Source organism: Sinorhizobium sp. Y406, assembly GCF_058732025.1.
Genome location: NZ_CM178975.1, coordinates 918992 through 939365, shown reverse-complemented (window position 1 = coordinate 939365; position 20374 = coordinate 918992). Strand labels below are relative to the sequence as shown.

Here is a 20374-nt window from a genome sequence, read left to right as displayed (position 1 = left end):
GGGATCTTGGCCAATATCGTCTCGCTTGCGACGAAGATCGCAGCCGGAACAATGCTGCTCCTTTTCTCTGGAAATTCGGCCGCGGAGGATATCAATGAGGGTTCCCGGATAGCCGCCACCTGCGCATCCTGCCATGATCCGGCCGGGCGTGGACAGGGCATTCCGCCGATCGTGGCACTGGGCGAAGAGGCGATCGTCAAGCGCATGGTCGCCTACAGGGCCTCCGAAAACCCCAGCCATGTGATGCACGCCGTCGCCCTGTCGCTCAGCGATGAGGAAGTCCGAGCGGTGGCTCGCTATCTCTCAGAAAAAGCCAACGCCGGGAGAAAGCCATGACGGATTGGACGCGCCGCCAGATCGGCCGCCTGGTGGGAGGAGCGCTGCTGGCGGCGGCCGCTCCGCATGTCGCGCGGGCGCAAGCGCGGCCGAAGGTCGTCGTGATCGGCGGCGGCATCGGCGGCGCGACGCTCGCCCGATATCTCGGCGACATGAAGACCATGGATGTCAGCCTCGTCGAACCGAACGCCACCCACGTCACCTGTTTCTTCAGCAATCTCCACCTCGCCGGCCTTCGCTCGCTCGCCTCCTTGACCTTCGATCTGGGGACGCTTGCCAAACGGCATGGCATTGCCGTCATCCGTGATGCGGCGGTGGCGGTCGATCCTGCATCCAAGGCGGTCGCACTCGAGAGCGGCGCGAAGCTCGATTACGACCGCCTCGTGGTCGCGCCGGGGATTACCCTCGAATTTGGCGAGATCGGCGGCTATGGCGAGGCGGCAGCACAGCGCATGCCGCATGCCTGGATCGCCGGGCCGCAGAGCACGCTTCTGCGCCGTCAGCTCGAAAGCATGGAGGATGGCGGGGTGTTCGTCATCGCGGCGCCTCCGAACCCATTCCGCTGTCCGCCGGCCCCTTACGAGCGCGCCTCGCTCGTCGCCTATTATTTCAAGCAGTTCAAACCGAGGTCGAAGATTCTGATCCTTGACGCGAAGGACAAGTTCTCGGGACAGGAACTCTTCCAGGACGCCTGGTCGCGCCACTATCCGGGCATGGTCGAATGGCTGCCGGGGCAGTTCATCGGGAAGATCAAGGCGGTGGATACGGCAACGTTTTCGGTGGTGACGGAAGGCCAGACCTTCAAGGCGGCGGTCGCCAATATCATCCCACCGCAGAAGGCCGGACTGATTGCGCAAAGAACCGGCCTCGCCGATGCCACGGGCTGGTGCCCGGTCGATCCGGCGACGTTCGAGTCGACATTGCAGCCCGGCATCCATGTGGTGGGCGACGCGATCATCGGTGGCGATATGCCGAAATCCGCCTTCTCCGCCAACAGTCAGGCAAAGGCCTGCGCCTTCGCGATCGCGGCCGCGCTTACGGGCTCGCCACGTTTCCCGCCGCATCTCTTCAACTCATGCTACACGTTCCTGGCGCCCGACGACGCCTTCACCAATGCCATTACCTTTGCGGCTGAGGACGGGAAGATAAAGACCAAGGAAATGTTCATCAACAAGGTGGGCGAGAGCGCAGAGGTCCGCCGCAAGGTCGCCCATCAGGCGATTGGCTGGTACTCGGCCTTCACGGCGGATGTCTTCGGCGGCGCGTCCTGATCGTCACGCGGCTGCCGATCGGCAAACACCGGATCCGGGTCTGGCACACGGGCGAGCCTCAGGGAATTCATGACGACGAGAAGACTCGAACCCGCCATGACGGCGGCGGCGAGGATCGGCTGCAGCAGCCCGAGGGCGGCGGCCGTGAGTGCGACGAGGTTGTAGCCGAAGGCCCACAGGAGATTGGTGAGAATGGTGCGCCGCACGGCACGGGCGATGTCGATCACCCATGGCAGCATCCAGAGCCCGCCATCCGGAAGGGTAAGCGCGGCGGCCTCGCGGGCGAGATCTGTGGCCGAGCCGACCGCGATCCCGACATCGGCATCCGCCAGCACGGGGCCGTCATTGAGACCGTCGCCGACCATCGCCATGGTGCCGTGGCGGCGGCGGATACGCGCCAGCGCGACGCGCTTGGCTTCCGGCGACAAGGAGGCTTCGATTTCGTCTATGCCGACAGCCGCGGCAACACGTTGGGCCGGTTTCATCCCATCGCCGGTCAGAAGCGCAAGATGCGAGCCGCGGTCCTTGAGCGAGTCGACGACCATCTGCGCCTCCTGGCGTGGTGTGTCGTCAAGCGCGAGCACGCCATGGACACGCCCGTTCCAGCCGACATGGACGAGCGTGCAGCCATCGACCCCCAATCGGCGCGCCCGTTCGCGCAGTGGCGGGGGACACGACCAGCCGAGATCGCGCATCAACGCTTCATTGCCGACCGCGACAGGTTGCCCGCCGATCACACCACGGATTCCTCGGCCCGGGTCGACGCGAACGGCCTTGGCCTCGGGTGGTCGAATGCCGCGTTCGACAGCGGCCAAGGTCACGGCCTTCGCCAGCGCATGTTCGGAATAGCGCTCGAGGCCGCTCGCATGGGTGAGCACGTCCTCCTCTGCCGCGCCGTCGGTCTCGATGGCGGTCACCTGCGGTCTGCCGACCGTCAGCGTGCCGGTCTTGTCGAAGGCGACACATCTGAGCGTCGCGAGCGTTTCCATCAGGCCGGGATCACGAACCAGGCAGCCGCGGCGCGCCAGCCGGCCGATGCCGAGCGTGGTCGCAAGCGGAGCTGCGAGCCCGACCGCGCAGGGGCAGGCGACGACGAGAACCGCAAGTCCGGTGATGAGCGCCTGGTCGAGGGGTTGGGATTGCGCCCAATAGGCGATCGTCAGGCCACTTGAGACGAGGACGATCGGCACGGCGAGGCTGACGATCCGGTCGGCGATGCGCTGGGTCGGACTTTGCCGTGAAAGGGCATCGCGCACCGAGCGGCAGATGCGGGCCCAGCGCGTGTCGGTGCCCGCGCCGCTGCATTTGACGAGCAAGGGTCCGTCGAAATTGATGCTCCCGGCGATGACCGGCAGGCCGACTGTCTTCGTGACCGGTCGGCTTTCGCCGGTGATCATGGCCTCGTCAACGCTGGACTCTCCATCCACAACGATGCCGTCGACCGGAACGAGCTCGCCCGGGCGCACCCGCACCAGCATGCCGGTGGCGACCGAGCCGACCGGGCGCCGCATCTCGATGCCGTTCGCGACGATCGTCGCAGTTGCGGTTTCCGCGGCGAGAAGCGGTTCGAGATCACGCGCAGCCTTGGCGCGGCTTTCGGCCTCGAGATAGCGGCCAAGCGTGAACAGCATCAGCACCATCGAGGCTGTGTCGAAATAGACATGGTTCTCGCCCTTGAGGACAGCGAATGCCGAGTAGAGATAGGCGGCCGCGACGCCGATGACGATCAGCGCCGAGGATGTCAGCCGGCCCTCGGCGGCGCCGCGCAGTGTTTCGCCGAGGAACGGGCCGCCGAGGATCAGCACGGCCGGCGTCGCGAACAGCCACATCAGCGCGTGAATCCACGGCAGCATATGGGCCTCCGGACCCGCGAAGGTGCCCGTATAGACGAGGAGGCTCAAGAGCATGATGTTCATCGAAAGGAAGGCGCCGACGCCAATGCGGACGAGCAGCCACGCCGCCTCCGACTCCTCGCCTCGGCCGTGCCTGACCTCATAGGCGATCCGACAGCCGTAGCAGCAGAAGGCATGATCCTTGCCCTCGAGCCTGTATTGGACAGGCCGCCTGCCCGCGGGCAGCAGGCAATGGCTGCAGAGGGTGGTCTCGCGCCCGCTCATGTCAGGTGCTCCCCATGCAGGAGACCGGCCGGCAGGAGCCCGCGGCCGAGGGTGACGAGCCCGAGGAGCAGAATGAAGGAACCGGCCAGGCGCACGCCACGCCGTCGCCAGAGCGGGCCGAGAGCGTTGCCGACGCCGCCCATCATGAACATTGCCGGAAAGGTCCCGAGCCCGAAAGCCAACATCGTCATGAGGCCGGAAAGCGCGCCCGCCGTGCTCGCCGCCTGCGCCAGGAACGCATAGACGAGGGGGCAGGGCAGGAGCCCGTTGAACACGCCGAAGGCCAGCGGTGCGGCGCGTCCCGGCGCACCCAGAAGCCTGCGCAGGGCACTCGCGAACCTGGCTCCGCCAGTGTCGGCCGCGAAGGGATGGAGTCGCTTGATGAGGCCGAAGAATTGTAAGCCGATGATGACCATGATGACCCCTGCGACGATCGCAAGCAGGCGCTGGGCGAGATCGAACGGTGCGTCCAAAAGCGGCGCGGAAGGACCGGTCGAGGTGCAGATCGCCTGGCCAAGGGCGCCTGCGAGCACGCCGAGGAAGCAATAGCTGGTTAGCCGGCCGCTATTGTAGAGCAGGTGCCGTGCGAGGGTGGCCGCGGTTCCGTGCGGATCACGACCGAGTGCGCAGGCAAAGCCGCCGCACATGCCGATGCAGTGGAAGCTGCCGGCGAAGCCGGCGATGAACAAGACGAGATAGGGAGTCATCTCGGACATGCCCCGCTCCCGCTCCTATTTCCAGACGAGATAGGCCACCCAGACGAAGAAGCCGATATGGAAGATCGCTCCACCGACAAAGGCAATGGTCTGGAGCGTGCCGGCATCGCTCAATGAAAAAGCCGTTTCCGGAAGCATGGAACGCCCTCCCGTCAGCCGAAGTAGCTCAGATAGACGTTGAGCGACAGTTCGGAAAACAGAAAGAGCAGGTTCAGCACCGCGACGGCGAGGATGATCCTGGCTGGCAACAATTTCGTTCCTCCTGCTGAGCAGGCGTTCACGGGAAAATCCACGAATGTCTGCTTGGATGCCTTTGTTTGCTGCAGGTTCTGATCGCAAAACCGTGGGACACTTTTGCGGAACCTGCTAGATGCGCCCGGGACCCACTCCGCCCCAATACTGATAGGAGTAGTAGAGTGCCCAGGCGAAGAGCACGAAATAGACGACGAGCAACCATAGGGGGATATAGCCGTGCCGCCCTTCGATGGCTCCGCCGCCGTATTCCTCCATATCGTGACCGGTTTCGTCAGGAGACTTTGCGCTCTCTGGATTGCCGGGCTGGACGTCTGTCATTTTCCATTTCCCTTTCGTAGAATTGCCGTGAGGCCTCCTCGGTGTTGCGCAGGGCGCCGGAGAACACGCCCCAGATGAAGAGGCAGAGGGCGCCGAGGCTCATCATCAAAGCGCCGACATAGGGGCCGGTGATTTCGAAATCGGGCATCGTTCAGTCTCCCTGGGCGATCTGGCGCGCGCCCGCGGCGCCGACTTCCGCGCCGCTTCCGGGCTCATAGGCCTTGTCCGGCGTGTGGGCCTGCAAAGTCAGGTCATCGAGGGCCTTGCGGTCGGCCTCGTTGATATTCAACGGTTCGAGCGTGAGCGGATCCTTGTAGGCGGAAAGCGAAAGAATGTAGTAGGAAAGCGCCCAGCGGTCCTCGTCCGGGAAAGCGTTCCGGTAGGATGGCATCGGCGTACCGCTCAAGCCGGTCGAGATCGTCCGGTAGATGTCCTCGACCGTTGCGCCTGACTTGAACTGGCCGCTGGTGAGGTCGGCCGGCACCATCGGAAAACCGAGATCATCCTTGAGGCCCGGTGCCTTCTCGCCATCGCCTTTGCCGCGCTGGCCATGGCATTCCCAGCATTTCGCAGCCTGCCAGATCTCCGCGCCACGAGCAAGCAATTGCTGAGAAGGCTGCGGCGGCTTGCCGATGATGAGCGGCGGGCCGGGCGGTTCCTCGATGAAGAAGGCGTAGGGCGCGGACGGATCGGAACGGTCGACGGCGAGTTCATATTTGATGTACTGGATGACGGCGAGGCGGTCGTTGATCGGCAATTCGTGCCAGGCCGGCATCGCCGTGCCGCGGACGCCGCGCGTTATCGTGCGCAGGAGATCGCCATCGGTCGGCAGCGGCTCCCTGGTCAGCCTGAACTTGAAGACGGCGGCGGTGAAATCGCGCGGCCGCTGCTTGTAGAGGAATGTCGCGGCCGGCCCGTTGCCGTCGCCCCTGGCGCCGTGGCAGCCGAGACAGCGCCGCTCGTAGACCGTCTTGCCATAGCCGATCCACTCGTCGGACCGCGGCAGCGTCACGTCGATCGTCTCAAGTTGCTGCGGCTCGAACAGATCCCGCCATTTGCCGCGCCGCGTGCCGAGTTTCTGGAGATAGGCGATGAGGGCATGAAGCTCTTGCGTCTCGGCCGCGATGTTGACGACGTCGCCGCCGAACTCTTCGCCGGGGGTCAGGACAACCAATTTCTTGTCGCGCGCTTCGAGGGGCACGAAGAGCAGGCCATCGGCGTTCGGTGTCAAGGAGATCGAAGTCTCGCTGTCGAAGTCGAACAGGGCTTCGGTCGCCGGCGTCCTCTCCAGGGTGCGGCCGCCCGCTCCGTCATCGACGATCCGCACGCCGTTCGCCGATCGGTCGAATAGGTCGCGATAGGGGGCCATGATCGAGTCCGGCACCACCATCCGCGGATCCCAGAAATGCGCCAGGTGCCACTCGTCGCCATATTTCAAGCCGACCCGCATCAGGTCCGGCCCGATGCGTCGCGTGCCGAAGAGGTGCGGCACGTCAAAGGCATATTCGCCGGCCTCGGTCACCGGCCCCCAGCGGCGTGTCTCGCCGGTGACCGGGCGGACATATTGCGAGTGGCAATACCAACAGCCCTCGCGCAGGTAGACCGCACGGCCCTCCTTTTGCAAGGGCGTGTAATCGGTCGCCTCGGCGACCATCCATTTGAGTTGCCCGAGATTGGTCCTCACGACCGAGGTCACTCGCGTCGTTCGTGCCGACGGCTCGAAGAAGGGCAGGACGCCTTGCGTGATCACGGCGAGGAAGAAGAAGCCAATGCCCGCCACCAGGGCCACGAACCGCGCGGTCATTCGGCAGGCTCCCCGGCAGGCTCGGCACCCGGCCGCAAGGCGGTTCGTCTCTCGGTGACGGGCTCACGGAGCGCCGTCAGCATCAGGTTGATGACCAGCAGCGACATGCCGATATCCATGCTAATGCCGGAAAGCGTGCGCACGAACCAATAGGGCTTCATCGGCACAACCGTATCCAGCCATTCGACACCGCTCATCCATTGGAAGCCCTGCTGCAGGCCGCCGGCGGTCAGTACCAGCCCCATGGTTGAGATGCCGACGGTGATCAGCCAGAACGACCAATTGCCCATGCGGAAAGACCAGAGCTCACGGCCCCAGACACGCGGCCAGACATAGATCAGGCCGCCCATCGCCCAGACGACGAAGGTTCCGAAGACGGTCAGGTGCGAATGCGAGATGACGAAATCGGTAAAATGCGTCGGCTGCTGGATGCTGCGCAGCGCCTCCGTGGAGCCCTGGAAGCAGCCGATGAGATACATGATCGAGCCCATGATCAGGAACTTGGCGGGCAGGTTGCGGCCGAATTCGTGCCACTTGCCCATCATGGTGCCGAAGAAGTTCACGAGCACCGTCCACACGGGAATGATCAGCAGCATCGAGGTGACGATGGCGATCGTCTCGGCCCAGTCGGCGATCGGGCTGAAGAGATAATGATGGATGCCGACGAACGGATAGAAGAGTGCCAGAGACCAGAAGCCGACCAGCGAAAGCTTGTGCGAAAAGAGCGGATTGCCGGCGCTGATCGGAAGGAAGTAATAGATGAGCACATAGCCGGCCGGCGTCAGCCACAGGCCGACGATGTAGTGGATGTAAAGGCCGTGAAAGGCCGCGCTGTTGATTCCGGCGATCGTGTAGGGCAGGATGAAACTGCCGAGAACGAGGTTCATCGTCGTCCAGATGAAGGCGCCGATCAGATACCAGAGCGCGACGTAAAGCGGCGGCTCCAACCGCCGGGCGATGGCGGTCAAGAATTGCAGGGTGGCGATCGCCACGACGGCGAAGATCGGGATTTCGGCGAAGAGCGGCAGCTCCCCTGCTTCCAGGCCATGATTCTCGCCAAAGGCGAGAGAGACGAGCGCGGCCGCGAGCGCGAGATTCCAGAGCCAGGCCAACGGTACGCCCAATTGCGGCCAAGGCACTCGCACGCCGCAGAGACGCGGCACGAGATAGTAGCATTCGCCGATGAACAACGCCGAGAAGGCGCCGAAGATGACGCCATTGACATGCACCGGGCGCAGACGGCCGAAGGTCAGTTCGATATTGCCGGTGCCGAGATAGTCCGGGAAGGTGAAGAGGCCCGAGATCGCGACGCCTACGGAGGGCGTCACCATCAGCCAGAACATGCCCCAGTAGAGCCAGGTGCGCACGGCCGACCATTCGACCAGAGCGTCCAGGTCGACGCCGGCGAACCTGCCACGCAACACGGTGCCCGTCTCCGCCAAGACATCCCTCCCCTCATCATGCCGGCCGGGCTGCCGATGCCGGCCATCTCGCCCATGCCCCCCGCAAGTCGATCAGGCCCGCGGGGCGGGTTTCAGAATTTGCCTGGTTGCAGCACTGAGCCGGTGTTGGACCAGGTGATGTAGGCTTCGAGCGCCTTCATTGCCTCCGATTCCGGATCGATCTTCACGCCCTGGTTCGGTTTCTCGATGCACCAGTTGATCATGTCGCGCAGCGTGGCGAACTCGGCCATCTGCGCCTGGAATTTCGGGAAGGATTGCGGATGCGTATCCGATGCCATCGGATGACACATCGCGCAGGCCATGCCGGTCTTCGAAAGGTCTTCCGCAACGCCCAACTGCTCGGCCATCGCCTGGTCGCCATGGAAGAGAAGATCTCCCTTCCTCACCTGTTCCATGAAGACGGCCTCGTAGGCCTTTAACTGCTCCGGCCTTACCGGATCCTTGTGGGCGCTGCTCGGCCCTGCGACAATGGCGGCAATGGCGATCCCCCCAAGCAAGGCGAAACGCCGCAGTGACAAGCGGAACTTCGAGCGGGTTGTCATGACCATTCCTCCGCTGAGATCGCGATGATTTTGGATCAGATCGCTCCAAAATCACGAGCGCGATCGATTCCCATGGGACAGGGCGGGGGCGCAGCTTCCTGCTCTCCCCGCCCTGAAATGCGGCGCGCCCTAGTACGGCCACATATTGTCGGCGATCCTCGGCCGGATAACCTCCGAAACATGTTTGTCGTAGTCCGCGGCGGACTGGACGAAGACTTCCTTGCGGCCCCACATCACATATTCCGTGTTCACCTCGTCGGTCGCCGCCACGTCGATTTTGCTCCAGCCGACGCCGTCGAAGGGATCGCCGGGGTCTACACGGATCATCGGCTTGGTCAGTTTGGGCACGCCTTCCGGCGCATAGGGCCACGGCCATGAGGTCGCCAGCATGCCGATCGACCGCAACGTTCCGATCTCGTTGTAGAGCACCTGATGCACATGCCCGTGAATGTTGGTGACCTTGGTGTACGGTCTCAACACCTCATGCACCTGGCGCCAGTCGCGCACCCAGAAATTCCACGGCGGATAATATTCGTAGAGCGGATTGTGACTGAAGATAATCACGGGCCGGTCCTTGTCCCAGTCGGCCAGCGTCTTTTCCATCCAATCGAGCTGGTCGCGGCCGACACCGGCCCAGGGCCCGGCGACCGTACCGTCGAGCGTGGCCATATGGCCCATGCGCTCCTCCGGGGTCATGTTCTTTGCCGTCCAGTAGTCCGGTGCGCGGCTGACGGTGTCGAGGCCGATGAAGCGCACGCCCTTGTGGTCGAAGGTCCAGTTGGGCTGCCCGAACAGCTCGCCCCATTTCTTGCCCATGTCGAGATACCAGTCGTGCTCGCCGGGGATATAATGTTTCGGGACCGTGATGTCTTTCAGCAGGTCGACGCCGAGCTCGAGTTCCTCGATCTTCCCAAGCTGGGCGAGATCGCCGCCGAAGATCAGGAAATCCGCCGGCGGATCCATTGCCTGGACCTCCTGCGCCGCACGCACGACCTTGTCGACGAAGCGGGTGTTCAGCGATCTCGGATAGAGATGGGTGTCTGAAATCCAGGCGAATTTGAACGGCGCCTCGGCGGCATGCGCGATGTCGAGCGTGTTGAGCAGCGGCCACCACGCGAAGGTCTGGCCGACAGTGGCCGCGCCGAAGATCAGCGATCCGTGGATGAAGGTGCGGCGGGTGATTTTCAGCGTATCGTCGGGGCGAACCCCTTCGGGCTGCAATACGGAATGCATTTCGCGACGAATGCGATCAAGTTCGTCAGACATGACGTTTCCTCCTCTCGGCCGAAAGAAGGGCTCGGCCCCACAGAGGCAGACATGGCGCGGGCCACGTCGTAACTTTTATTGTTCTTCTTTACTCGGGTACTATTGCTTCTTCAGCTCGATATCGAGCGTTGTGGCCTTTCCACCCTCAACGCTGACGGACATTTCCGTCGGCCCGGTGAATGGCTGTACCGCGACGAGCTTGTACTCGCCGGGGGGAATGTCCGTTATCGAGAATTTTCCGTCGGGGCCGGTCACGGCGTAGTATGGATTGTCCGCGACGTAGATCCAGCCCTCCATCCAGCCGTGGGCGTCGCAATCGATGCGGACGGTGCCTGGACGGGGTAGCTCGGTGGGGATGCGCTGGCCCTGGTTCGGCAAGGCTAGGTTAAAGGCCGTGCGCCTGCCGTAATAGCCATGCGTATTGTGCAGCACCGGGTCGGAATTGATGACGTCAAGCGGCCCTGGCGCGATCACCTGAACCTCGGGCACGAAACGGCATTTCTCGTTGTCGAGTTCGGGTGTCTTGCCGGGCTCCGGCCAATCCTTGCCGGATGCCACATCGACGAGGTAGACAACCGCGCTTTCAACCGCCTGGTTCGCATCGACGCGGATCAGCGGATCCTCGCGCGGTTGGCCGCAAACCTCGACGTCCTTGGTCGGGATGATCGTTTTCATCGGAACGTTGCCGCGATAGACGATCGTGCCCTCGATCGACCCTCCTCCGCTCACGGCACTCACGTCGTAAGCAAGGGCCGGGGATGCGATCGTCACGGTTGCGGCAACGAGAAACTCCAATAAGAAGCGGCGCCTTCCCACAGCAAAGCCTCCCTCCTCAAAGGAAAGTTGCATTCTTGTTCAGAATGATTCTAATATCAAGCCGAAAATGCGAATTCGGTTGGGCTGGCGTGCTGGTAGGCCGGCGGGAACGCTCGATCGCGGTAATCTCATTGACTCTCTTGTAATTCCGGTTTCGGTCCAACCCGCCAGCCTCGCGACGCAGCCATTGGCCTTGACGGCGCAACGGCGATGTCTGCTTCGCCGGAAGGAGGCGCGGGATGGAGGGACTGAACGACCGTCGTCGAGCATCGGTCTTCCATTGGGCGATCCTCTTCGACTTCATGGCGGCGGCGCCGCTTGTTGCGAGCCCGCCTGCCTCTGCAGCGCCTCCGGTGACGGTCGGCGGGCCGTTCAGTCTGGTCGCGCGCGATGGAAAGGCCGTCACCGACGCCGACTTCCGCGGGAAGTGGATGCTGGTCTTCTTCGGCTATACCAATTGTCCGTACATCTGTCCGACCACGCTCAGCGAAATGGCGATAGCGCTCGACAGGCTCGGCCGCGCGGCGAGAAGCGTCCAGCTGGTGTTCATCACCGTCGATCCCGTCCGCGATACACCCGACGTGATGGGGCAATATACCGGCGCGATCGATCCGCGGATCGTGGGCTTAAGCGGTAGCGAGCGGCAGATCGCCGCCGTATCGCGCGCATATGGCGTCTTTAGCGAGCGGCATGACTCCGGATCGGATGGCGATCACGTCGTCGATCACAGCACGTACATCTACATCATGGACCCACAGGGCGTGTTCGTGCGCGGGATGGAGGCGAACGCCTCAGCCGATGAGATAGCGAGTACGCTGCGGCCCCTGATGGCGCAGACCAAATAGGGGACGCCGGCCGCTACGGTTTGCGCCATGGCGCAGGCAAGGGAGGACAATATGACCGCAAAGAACATCAAGCTCGCCTTCGGCGCGCGCGACAGCATGCTCAATGGTGTCGACACCCTCGCGCACGCCGTCGGCGTCACCCTTGGGCCGCGCGGCCGGAACGTCGCGATCAACCGTTCCTTTGGCACCAAGATCACCAAGGACGGCGTAACGGTCGCGCGGGAGGTCGATCTGGAAGACAGGTTCGAGGAGATGGGCGTTCAGCTCTTGCGCCAAGTCGCGATCAAGACCTCCTACCTGGCCGGGGACGGAACGACGACGGCGGTCGTGCTTGCCGATTCGATCTTGCGAGGCGGCGTGCGGGCGGTTGCCGCCGGCATGAACCCGATGGACATCAAGCGCGGCATCGATCGCGCCGTCGAGGCCGTTCTGGCCGAGTTGCGCCGGAATGCAAGGCCCGTTACCTCGAATGCCGAGATCGAGCAGGTTGCCACGATCTCGGCCAACGGAGACCGGGAGATCGGCCGCATCATCGCCGATGCGATGGCGAAGGTCGGCACGGACGGCGTTATCATGGTCGAGGAAGGCCGCTCGCTGGAGACCGAGTGCGAAGTGACGACTGGCATCCAGTTCGACCGCAGCTACATTTCTCCCCATTTCGTCACCGATAGGCGCAAGATGCAGGTGGAGATGGAGGATGCTTTCGTCCTCGTCTGCGATCGCAAGCTTGCAAGCCTCAGCGAGATACTGCCGCTTTTGGAAAAGGTGATGCAGGCCGACAAGCCTCTGCTCATCATCGCCGAGGACGTCGAACCCGAGGTCAGGGCCACGCTGATCATCAATCGGATTCGCGGCGGCCTCAAAATCGCGGCCGTTAAGGCGCCGGCATTTGGCGAACTGCGCAAGGCCATCCTGCAGGACATCGCGCTTGTGACCGGGGGGACGGTGGTTTCGGAGGATCTCGGCCTCAAGCTCGAGACCATGCCGCTCGAAGGCCTTGGTCGGGCGGGAAAGATCAAGATCGACAAGGAGAATACGACGATCGCCGAGGGCGGCGGTTCGCGGGCGGAAATCGCGACGCGCGTCGCTGTCGTCAAGGCGCAGATCGAGCGCACCACCGACGATTTCGACCGCGATAAGCTCGAGGAGCGGCTGGCGAGGCTCTCGTCCGGGATCGCCGTCGTCCGGGTTGGTGGCGCGACCGAGTCGGAGCTGCGAGAGAAGAAGGACCGCGTCCGCAACGCCGTGCACGCCACCCGCGCAGCCGTGGAGGAGGGACTCCTGCCGGGCGGCGGCGTCGCCCTCTTGCGAGCGAGCGAGGCGCTGAGGACACTCAAGGTCGACAATGCCGACCAGCAGGCGGGGATCGGTATCGTGAGGGAAGCGATCGCGTGGCCGGCGAAGTACATCGCGGCCAATGCCGGTGAAGACGGCTCGCTGATCGCCGCCAGGATCCTGCAATCGGATGATTACGGCGCCGGCTATGACGCGCAGACCGGAACGTTCCGCGATCTGGTGGCCGCGGGCGTAATCGATCCGGTGAAGGTGGTGCGCACGGCACTTCAGGGTGCCGCGTCCGTTGCCGGGTTGATGATCATGACGGAGGCAATGGTGGCCGAAGTGCCGGGCCCTCCGCCGCCGGAACTTCCGGGCCACCATGACCATGAGGATAACCTCGACATCGAGTTTTAGACGACGATCCCGGAGACACCGGAGTCGCTCAAGAAATCAAACGAATGGGAGGAAACCTTCGGCGCTTCTCTCGACAAAAGCCCGAATGGCTCGCCCTGGCAGGAGGAGGAACCGATCATGAGGCGAATTTTGCTCTCCGCGGTGTCGGCCGCGGCCATATCACTTGGCTTCACATACGCATTCGCACAATCCGGCAGCGTCGAAAGGGCGGTCGGCGGTTATGATTTCGAGGAGGCGGCCAAGGAGGCCCCCGAAACGAAGGACTTCCATTCTGCCGACGGTCATCTGACCTTCGCGATCGTCACCCACACAGCCGGCAACGGCTTCTTCGACCCGGTCTATGTCGGCGCCAAGGTGGCCGGTAACATGATCGGCGCCGAGATTTTGCTGCTCGGCTCGGAATCGCCGGTGGACGACCCGGCACGCGAGATCGAGATCCTGAACCAGATCGTTCGCGACCCCAAGATCGACGGCATCATCATGACGACGCCGCAGGTCGGCGCCTATAACGACATCGTCAAGGCGGCGGAAGCCGCCGGCATTCCGGTTGCGACGACCAACTCCTACGATGACACGCTGCTCAATCGCAGCAACATCAGCCATACCGGTCAGGATGCCTCGGCCGCCGCGATCGGCGGCGAAGCGCTGGCGAAATGCGTGCTCGACAGCGGCAAGACCAGCGGCTCTATCCTGCTGCCGTCGTCGACGGCGATGGGCAATATCGAGGTGAACAACCGCGTGACGGCCGCCTTCAACGCGATCGTCAAGACCCTGAAGGATGCCGGCAAGCTCGAGGCCTTCAAGGTCGACGCCGGTCCGGAGAATGTCGGCATCGATACGAACCCGAACGATCCGGTCAATGCGCTCGTCTCGCTGTTCGAGTCGCGCGGTGACGTGGTCGGCGCCTTCACGGCTAACAACGTCTTCACACCGCCGCTCGTCAAGGCGGTCGAGCAGATGGGCTGGACGAACAACTTTTGCGCCTTTGGCTTCGATCTTGGCCCGGCACAGCAGGAAGGCATCGTCGCAGGCAACCTGACGGGCTCGCTCGGACAGCAGCCTTTCCTGCAGGGGTTCTGGCCCGTCATGCAACTTTACCTGCAGATCGACCGCGGCATCTCCGCTGCGAACCTCGATACGCGCGCGCAGCTCGTGACCAAGGAGAACGTGGAGAAGATCGGCAAGCGATTCGAAAACTGAGCGCGAAGCCCACCCCCTCTGGCCTGCCGACCGGAGGGGGATGGGCTTACCCGTCGTGCGAAGAGCAACCGGGATGACGTCCAAATGACCCCGAGCAAGACAATATCACTCGGCCGCGCCCCGTCTCAAATCGCAGGCGGCTGGGAGGCGGGCCTTATCGTCTTCCTCTTTCTGCTCTATCTCGCCGGCGTAATCGTCAATCCCGGCTTCTTCGGCTCGACGGAGGCCCTGCACGCACTTCTGCGCGATACGTCCCGTGTTGGCATCATCGCCGTTGGGATGACCTTTGTGATCGCCAATAAGGACCTCGATCTTTCGGTGGGCTCCACCTACGGGCTGATCGCGGTCGTCTTCGCGCGCCTCTTCGCGTCGAATGTGCTGGATCTCGGGGTTGTCGGGACCGTCCTTCTCTGTGTCCTTCTCGGGGCCGCGATCGGCCTCGTCAACGGCGTGCTCGTCACGCTCCTGAAAGTGCCGGCCTTCATCGCGACGCTGACGATGCTCTTCATAGGGCGTGGCTTCGTGCTCGCGCTGACGCATGGGCAGGCGATCTACTATTCCGGCAAAGCCAAAGATTACCCGTTCTTCTTTCATCTGGGCGAAACGAATACCCTCGGTTTCAACAACCAGATCGCCGCTTTCGCCGTGGCCGGCACCCTCGGGGCGCTTGTTCTCGCCAAGACCCGCTGGGGCTATGAGACCTTCGCAACCGGTGGCAACGAGCAGGCGGCTGTCTATGCGGGCATTCCCACGAACTGGGTGCGCGTGCGCGCCTATCTGATCTCATCGCTCGCGGCAACCCTTGCCGCGCTGATGGCGGCCGCCCAGGACAAGGGCGCGACACCCCTCTACGGGGTCAGCTGGGAATTGACCGTCATCGCGTCGGTCATCATCGGCGGCGCGTCGATCCTCGGTGGCCGCGGCCGGGTGATCGGCTCGTGCCTGGGCGCGGCGGTCGTCGTTCTGATCGACAAGGTGTTGCGCCAGGGATGGCCGATCACGCGAACCGTGGTCATCGACGGCGAGAGCATCGAGGTCGGTGCCCGCTATACGCTGCCGGCGGGAGCGGTTCTCGTCTTTCTCGGCCTGCTGCTCATCATCGCCGTCCTGATCGAACCCTATCTCATCCGCCGCCAGGCTGCGGCCCGCTTCTGGGCGTGGCTCACGGGGCGCCGACCGCCCGCAGCCCGGGAGGTCGGGGGGATTGCCCTTGCCGGCGCCCAGACCAGGGGTGCGACGGCGAGCGAAATGGTGTTGTCGGCGAGGGGCTTCGGCAAGTTTTTCGCCCGCCGCGACGCGCTCGCGATCATGCTCACGCTTGTCCTGTGGCTGGCCGGCCTGGCGCTCAGGCCGGACTATTGGTGGAATCTCTCCAACACGTTTGCAATCCTGCTCAACTATTCGGAACTGGCGCTGATCACCATCGGGCTCACCTACGTGATCGCCGCCGGCGATATCGATCTCTCGGTCGGTGCTGTGCTGGCGCTCGCCGGCAGCACCGCGGCTTATTTCCTGAAGGTGCTCGGCGCCGATCCGATGACGGCGATCGCAATGGGGCTCCTCGCCGGCATGGCGGCCGGGCTCGTCAACGCGACCGTTACGGTCGGCTTCAGGCTTCCTTCCTTCATCGCCACGCTCGGCATGTTTTACATGGCGCGCGGCCTGGCCGCCTGGTTCGTCGCCGGTCAGCAGCTGACCGGCTGGACCGAGGCCTACAATCTCATCGGCCGCAAGGTAAACGACGTGCTCCTCTATTTCGGCCTGGTGCTGCCGCCCGGCATCCTGCGCGCGGTCGCCCAGGTCGTCAGCATCCAGACCATCTGGATGTTTTTCGTCGCGGTCATTGCCGGCGTCGTGCTGGCCTACACGCCGCTTGGGCTTAAGATCTGCGCCACGGGGGGCAATCTGCGCGCCGCCGCCTACGCCGGCATCAACACCAATCGCGTCCGCTTCCTTTCGCTGATGTTTGCGGCGCTCTGCGCAACCATGGCCGGTCTGATCAACATCGCCTATTTCCGCAGTTTCAACCCGGTCGCCGGCCAGTTCCGCGAACTCGACGCCATCGCGTCGGTGATCATCGGCGGCGGCTCTATCTTCGGCGGTTTCGGCACCATGATCGGTTCGCTCGCGGGCGCTGCGGTGATCACGTTGATCCGGGCGCTGCTGCAGCTCAACGTCCAGGGCTTCAGCATGCCGCAGCACTGGATCAACGTCTTTATCGGCGGCATTCTCATCATCGCCGTGCTGATCGACATATGGGTGCGCCAGGCCAATGTCTTCGGGCGGTTGCGGACCAGGGTCGCAAGCGGCGCGCGTATCGGGGGAAGCGTCCATGGCTGACACGGCATTATCCCAACCGATCGTCGAGATGCGTGGCATCGACAAGGCCTTCGGGGCCGTGCAGGCGTTGCGCGATGTCGACCTCGTCCTCTATCCCGGCGAGATCCTCGGTCTTGTCGGCGACAACTCGGCCGGCAAGTCGACGCTCATGAAAATCCTTACCGGCGCCTATCAGCGCGATGCCGGCGAGATACGGGTGGCAGGCAAGGCCGTTCACTTCAAAAGCCCGCACGAGAGTCGCGATGCCGGCATCGAGATGATCTACCAGGACTTCGCTCTCTGCGGCAACATGGATGTCGGCCAGAACATATTTCTCGGCCGCTGGCCGCTGAAGGGGCCCTTCGTCGATCGAAGGAAGATGTATTCCGAAGCGGACCGCGTGCTGAAGCGGCTGAAGGTTGACGTCAATTCGGTCTACCAGAAGGTCGAAAGCCTCTCGGGTGGGCGTCAGCAATCGGTTGCGATCGCCCGCGCCATTTCCTTCGAGCCCCGCGTCGTCATCCTCGACGAGCCGACCGCAAATCTTTCGGCAATGGCGACGGAGCGGCTGCTCGAGACCATGCTCGAGTTGAAAAGGCAGGGCGTCGCCCAGATCATCATTTCCCATCGTCTCGTCGACATCTTCGCCGTCGGGGATCGCGTCATGGTGCTGAAGCGCGGCGAATTTGTGGGCGATCGCTATATCCGGAATACCGACGAGCATCAGGTGCTCGAGATCATCGTTTCCGGTACCCGTGAGACGGCGCTCAGCGCTGACGAGGCGACAGTGCGTCGGCCGCAATGAACGCTGCCGAGGCAATGCTCTCATGACAGCGCCCTTTGCGCGTCCTCAAGAACGCCTTCCCGCACGGCTATCGAAAACCATCCGTCATGGGGTAGCGGGTCGCATCTACTAAGTAACTACGAATACAGCGTTCTCTAAATATGGCGTGATGTGCTAGATTTGGTGAAGAGCAACGTCGGCTTGTGGAGAAGCCCCTCGTGATCTCCGACCTCGCCTCGAGGTCGGGTCTCACGCTCGTTGCGTTACTGTAGCATCTCCGCCAGGCCGGATCGCGCGGGACCACCGGGAGAAGTGGTTCCGCGGTGGGCTCGGATTGGGAGGTACATCATGTTGCGCAAAGTGTCTCTTGCGCTGGCCGTCGCCACAGCAGTGCTGGCGGTCAACGCGTCGGCCTGGGCCGATATCACGATTCTCGTACCCTCGGGCAGTGAAGGCGACGGCTTGAGAGCTGCCGCTGCCGACTACGCCAAGCTGAAGGGCACCAAGGTGGAGATCGTGCAGGCCCCCTACGCCAATGTCTTCGAACAGGGCGCCAATGCCGGCGCGACGCGGTCCGGCGTGTTCGACATCATTCTGATGGATGATCCGTGGATCCCGTTCTTCGCCGAGAACGGGCATCTCGAGGATTTGACCACCTACTTCAAGAACGCCGGTGTCGAAGGGCCGGACGACGATTTCCTGTCGAAATCGCGGGCCATCTGCCGCAACCCCTATGATGAGGGTCCCTATGTCTGCCTTCCCTACGTCGGCAACGCCCAGATGTTCTTCTATGACGCCGCCAAGTTCAAGGAGGTTGGCGTCGAGGCCCCGGAGAGCTGGGACGATGTGCTGAAGGCAGCCAAGGCGCTGACAGAGCAGGGAGGCGGTCGCTATTTCGGCTATGTCTTCCGCGGTGGCCAGGGCAATCCCGTGGTTGCGGACTTCATGCCGATCTTCTGGTCCTATGGTGCCGATATGTTCGACCAGGGCCGTACCAAGGTGACGATCGATACGCCGGAAGGGGCCGAGGCCATGAAGATGTTCATGGCGTTGCGCGACGTCTCGCCGAAGGGCGTCGAAAGTTACAATGCCAATGAAGTGGGCACGGCGATGGCCGCGGGGACGGCCGCATCTTCGATCAACTGGCCGAACTGGGTAGCGACCTTCGAGGATCCAAGTCAGTCGAGAATGGTGGGCAAGATTTCCTACAGCCCGATACCGGACGGCACCAAGCCGGGCAGTTCGGAAATCGGTCATTGGACGATGGGCATCATGTCGGCCGCAAAGAACAAGCAGGAAGCCTTCGACTTCATGATGTGGGCGACCTCGCCCGAGCAGATCAAGATCTCTGCCGAGCGCGGCAACCCGCCGGTCAGGCGATCGGTCTTCACCGATCCGGAACTGGCCAAGCAGGAGAAGTTCCGCCACTATCCCGTGCTGATGGAAGCGATCGAAGCCTCGACGCCACGGCCGCGCCACCCGAAGTGGCCGGAAATCGAGAACGCCTTCGGGATCGAGCTCTCCAAGGCTGTCGCAGGCACGATCACGCCGGAAGAGGCGCTGAAAAACTCGCAAGCCGCGGTCGAACAGATCACCGGGCTGAAATAGCCGGTGCCTCGCGGCAAGCGGGGCATCATGCCCCGCTTGCCGCGGCCACGCTGGAGTTCCCCAGCGCGGCCTCCGGTGAAAGGCTCCGTCGGAGGATCCATGCGGATGAAAGGCACCTCTGCCGCGTCGCTCGAAATCGGAGGTGGATTTGAGCATTGGGCGGAACGCCGCCTGCGCTATCTGATGCTTGCGCCGGCGGTCGTCATCCTTTTGGCGCTGACGATCTTTCCAAGCCTCTACATGTTCTATGCGGCTGTCCACCGGATCAGCCCGAATCCCGATCTGCCCTGGCAGTTCGTCGGTGCCGCCAACTTCACCCGTCTTCTTTCCGACGGCCAGTTCCAGGTGGCATTGCGCAACACGGCGATCTTCACGGTCGTTGCGGTCTCGGTCGAGTTCCTGTTCGGTCTCGGCCTCGCCCTGCTCCTGGACAAATATATCCGCAGGCTGACCTTCCTGAAGACGGTGCTGATGGTTCCAATGATGCTGCCGCCGATCGCGGTGGCGATCACCTGGAAGCTGATCTACGAGCCGCAATTCGGCGTGCTGAACGAGATCATGTTTCGCCTCGGCCTTCCGACCCAGGCCTGGGCCGGCGATGTCGATCTGGCGATGTTCTCGATCATAGTCGCCGATGTCTGGCAGTGGACTCCCTTCATCTTCCTTCTGATGCTGGCCGGGCTCGCGAGCCTTCCGATCGAGCCCTACGAGGCCGCCGAGCTCGACGGCGCCTCGTCCTGGCGGCAGTTCTGGGACCTTACCATTCCCTTCCTGAAGCCGGTCATCGCCATTGCGCTGCTGCTGCGGGTCATGGATGCGCTGCGGCTGTTCGACCTTGTATTCATCCTTACGGGGGGCGGCCCGGCGGACCGTACCAAGGTGCTGAGCCTCTACATCTATCAGGTCGCCTACCGTTTCGCCGATCCCGGCTATGCGGCGGCGATATCGCTCTTCGTGCTGTTCGTGACGATCGTCCTCAGCACCTGGTTCATGAAACGCATGCGATTGGTGGAGTGAGATGG

Annotated in this window: 19 protein-coding genes; 9 read left to right on the top strand and 10 right to left on the bottom strand. The window is 63.2% G+C overall.

The window, feature by feature from the left end; genetic code table 11:
- Positions 1-6 precede the first annotated feature (6 nt).
- Together AC4P1R_RS21280 and AC4P1R_RS21275 are read left to right on the top strand one after the other, a co-directional pair.
- Positions 7-336 carry a c-type cytochrome gene (locus AC4P1R_RS21280; RefSeq protein WP_492178697.1) on the top strand — a complete coding sequence of 110 codons (330 nt, stop codon included), beginning with the start codon at positions 7-9 and terminating at the stop codon, positions 334-336.
- Positions 333-1607: an FCSD flavin-binding domain-containing protein gene (locus AC4P1R_RS21275; protein WP_492178696.1), complete on the top strand. Its 1275-nt coding sequence runs from the start codon at positions 333-335 to the stop codon at positions 1605-1607. Before AC4P1R_RS21280 ends, AC4P1R_RS21275 begins: the two co-directional genes overlap by 4 nt.
- Here the strand turns inward: AC4P1R_RS21275 and AC4P1R_RS21270 are convergent.
- The 10 genes from AC4P1R_RS21270 to AC4P1R_RS21225 form a co-directional block, all read right to left on the bottom strand.
- Positions 1550-3724: a heavy metal translocating P-type ATPase gene (locus AC4P1R_RS21270; RefSeq protein WP_492178695.1), complete on the bottom strand. Its 2175-nt coding sequence runs from the start codon at positions 3722-3724 to the stop codon at positions 1550-1552. The two genes, AC4P1R_RS21275 and AC4P1R_RS21270, sit on opposite strands and share 58 nt — an antisense overlap.
- Positions 3721-4440: a sulfite exporter TauE/SafE family protein gene (locus AC4P1R_RS21265; RefSeq protein WP_492178694.1), complete on the bottom strand. Its 720-nt coding sequence runs from the start codon at positions 4438-4440 to the stop codon at positions 3721-3723. The genes AC4P1R_RS21270 and AC4P1R_RS21265 overlap by 4 nt, the downstream gene beginning before the upstream one ends.
- Positions 4441-4455: 15 nt before the next feature.
- Positions 4456-4578, bottom strand: coding sequence for a hypothetical protein (locus AC4P1R_RS21260; protein WP_269808419.1), 123 nt, complete (start codon positions 4576-4578; stop codon positions 4456-4458).
- Between the two features lie 228 nt (positions 4579-4806).
- Positions 4807-5013 carry a hypothetical protein gene (locus tag AC4P1R_RS21255; protein WP_492178692.1) on the bottom strand — a complete coding sequence of 69 codons (207 nt, stop codon included), beginning with the start codon at positions 5011-5013 and terminating at the stop codon, positions 4807-4809.
- The gene (locus tag AC4P1R_RS21250; protein ID WP_151612157.1) at positions 4967-5161 is read right to left on the bottom strand and encodes a hypothetical protein; all 195 of its coding nucleotides are present in this window, start codon (positions 5159-5161) and stop codon (positions 4967-4969) included. The genes AC4P1R_RS21255 and AC4P1R_RS21250 overlap by 47 nt, the downstream gene beginning before the upstream one ends.
- Positions 5162-5164: 3 nt before the next feature.
- Positions 5165-6817, bottom strand: coding sequence for a cbb3-type cytochrome c oxidase subunit II (locus AC4P1R_RS21245; RefSeq protein ID WP_492178691.1), 1653 nt, complete (start codon positions 6815-6817; stop codon positions 5165-5167).
- Positions 6814-8259 carry a cbb3-type cytochrome c oxidase subunit I gene (locus tag AC4P1R_RS21240; RefSeq protein ID WP_492178689.1) on the bottom strand — a complete coding sequence of 482 codons (1446 nt, stop codon included), beginning with the start codon at positions 8257-8259 and terminating at the stop codon, positions 6814-6816. Before AC4P1R_RS21240 ends, AC4P1R_RS21245 begins: the two co-directional genes overlap by 4 nt.
- Before the next feature lie 92 nt (positions 8260-8351).
- Positions 8352-8822: a c-type cytochrome gene (locus AC4P1R_RS21235; protein WP_492178687.1), complete on the bottom strand. Its 471-nt coding sequence runs from the start codon at positions 8820-8822 to the stop codon at positions 8352-8354.
- Between the two features lie 129 nt (positions 8823-8951).
- Positions 8952-10088 (bottom strand): metallophosphoesterase family protein, encoded by a 1137-nt coding sequence (locus AC4P1R_RS21230; RefSeq protein ID WP_151612150.1) that lies wholly within the window; start codon positions 10086-10088, stop codon positions 8952-8954.
- Between the two features lie 99 nt (positions 10089-10187).
- Positions 10188-10937 carry a carboxypeptidase regulatory-like domain-containing protein gene (locus tag AC4P1R_RS21225; protein ID WP_492178686.1) on the bottom strand — a complete coding sequence of 250 codons (750 nt, stop codon included), beginning with the start codon at positions 10935-10937 and terminating at the stop codon, positions 10188-10190.
- Positions 10938-11143: 206 nt separating this feature from the next.
- Between AC4P1R_RS21225 and AC4P1R_RS21220 the strand changes: the two genes are divergently transcribed.
- The 7 genes from AC4P1R_RS21220 to AC4P1R_RS21190 all read left to right on the top strand — a co-directional run bounded on the left by AC4P1R_RS21220 (position 11144) and on the right by AC4P1R_RS21190 (position 20369).
- On the top strand, positions 11144-11749 hold the full coding sequence (locus AC4P1R_RS21220) for an SCO family protein (RefSeq protein ID WP_492178685.1): 606 nt from the start codon (positions 11144-11146) through the stop codon (positions 11747-11749).
- A 51-nt stretch (positions 11750-11800) separates the two neighbouring features.
- Positions 11801-13441 (top strand): chaperonin GroEL, encoded by a 1641-nt coding sequence (groL, locus tag AC4P1R_RS21215; protein ID WP_492178684.1) that lies wholly within the window; start codon positions 11801-11803, stop codon positions 13439-13441.
- A gap of 117 nt (positions 13442-13558) precedes the next feature.
- Positions 13559-14641, top strand: coding sequence for a substrate-binding domain-containing protein (locus tag AC4P1R_RS21210; RefSeq protein WP_492178682.1), 1083 nt, complete (start codon positions 13559-13561; stop codon positions 14639-14641).
- Between the two features lie 84 nt (positions 14642-14725).
- Complete coding sequence (locus tag AC4P1R_RS21205) at positions 14726-16981, top strand: ABC transporter permease (RefSeq protein ID WP_492178680.1); 2256 nt, start codon at positions 14726-14728, stop codon at positions 16979-16981.
- Positions 16974-17765, top strand: a complete 792-nt coding sequence (locus AC4P1R_RS21200; RefSeq protein ID WP_492178679.1) for an ATP-binding cassette domain-containing protein — start codon at positions 16974-16976, stop codon at positions 17763-17765. Before AC4P1R_RS21205 ends, AC4P1R_RS21200 begins: the two co-directional genes overlap by 8 nt.
- A gap of 327 nt (positions 17766-18092) precedes the next feature.
- Positions 18093-19352, top strand: a complete 1260-nt coding sequence (locus AC4P1R_RS21195) for an ABC transporter substrate-binding protein (RefSeq protein ID WP_492178678.1) — start codon at positions 18093-18095, stop codon at positions 19350-19352.
- 105 nt (positions 19353-19457) lie between these two features.
- Positions 19458-20369 carry a carbohydrate ABC transporter permease gene (locus AC4P1R_RS21190; RefSeq protein ID WP_492178677.1) on the top strand — a complete coding sequence of 304 codons (912 nt, stop codon included), beginning with the start codon at positions 19458-19460 and terminating at the stop codon, positions 20367-20369.
- Positions 20370-20374: the final 5 nt, after the last annotated feature.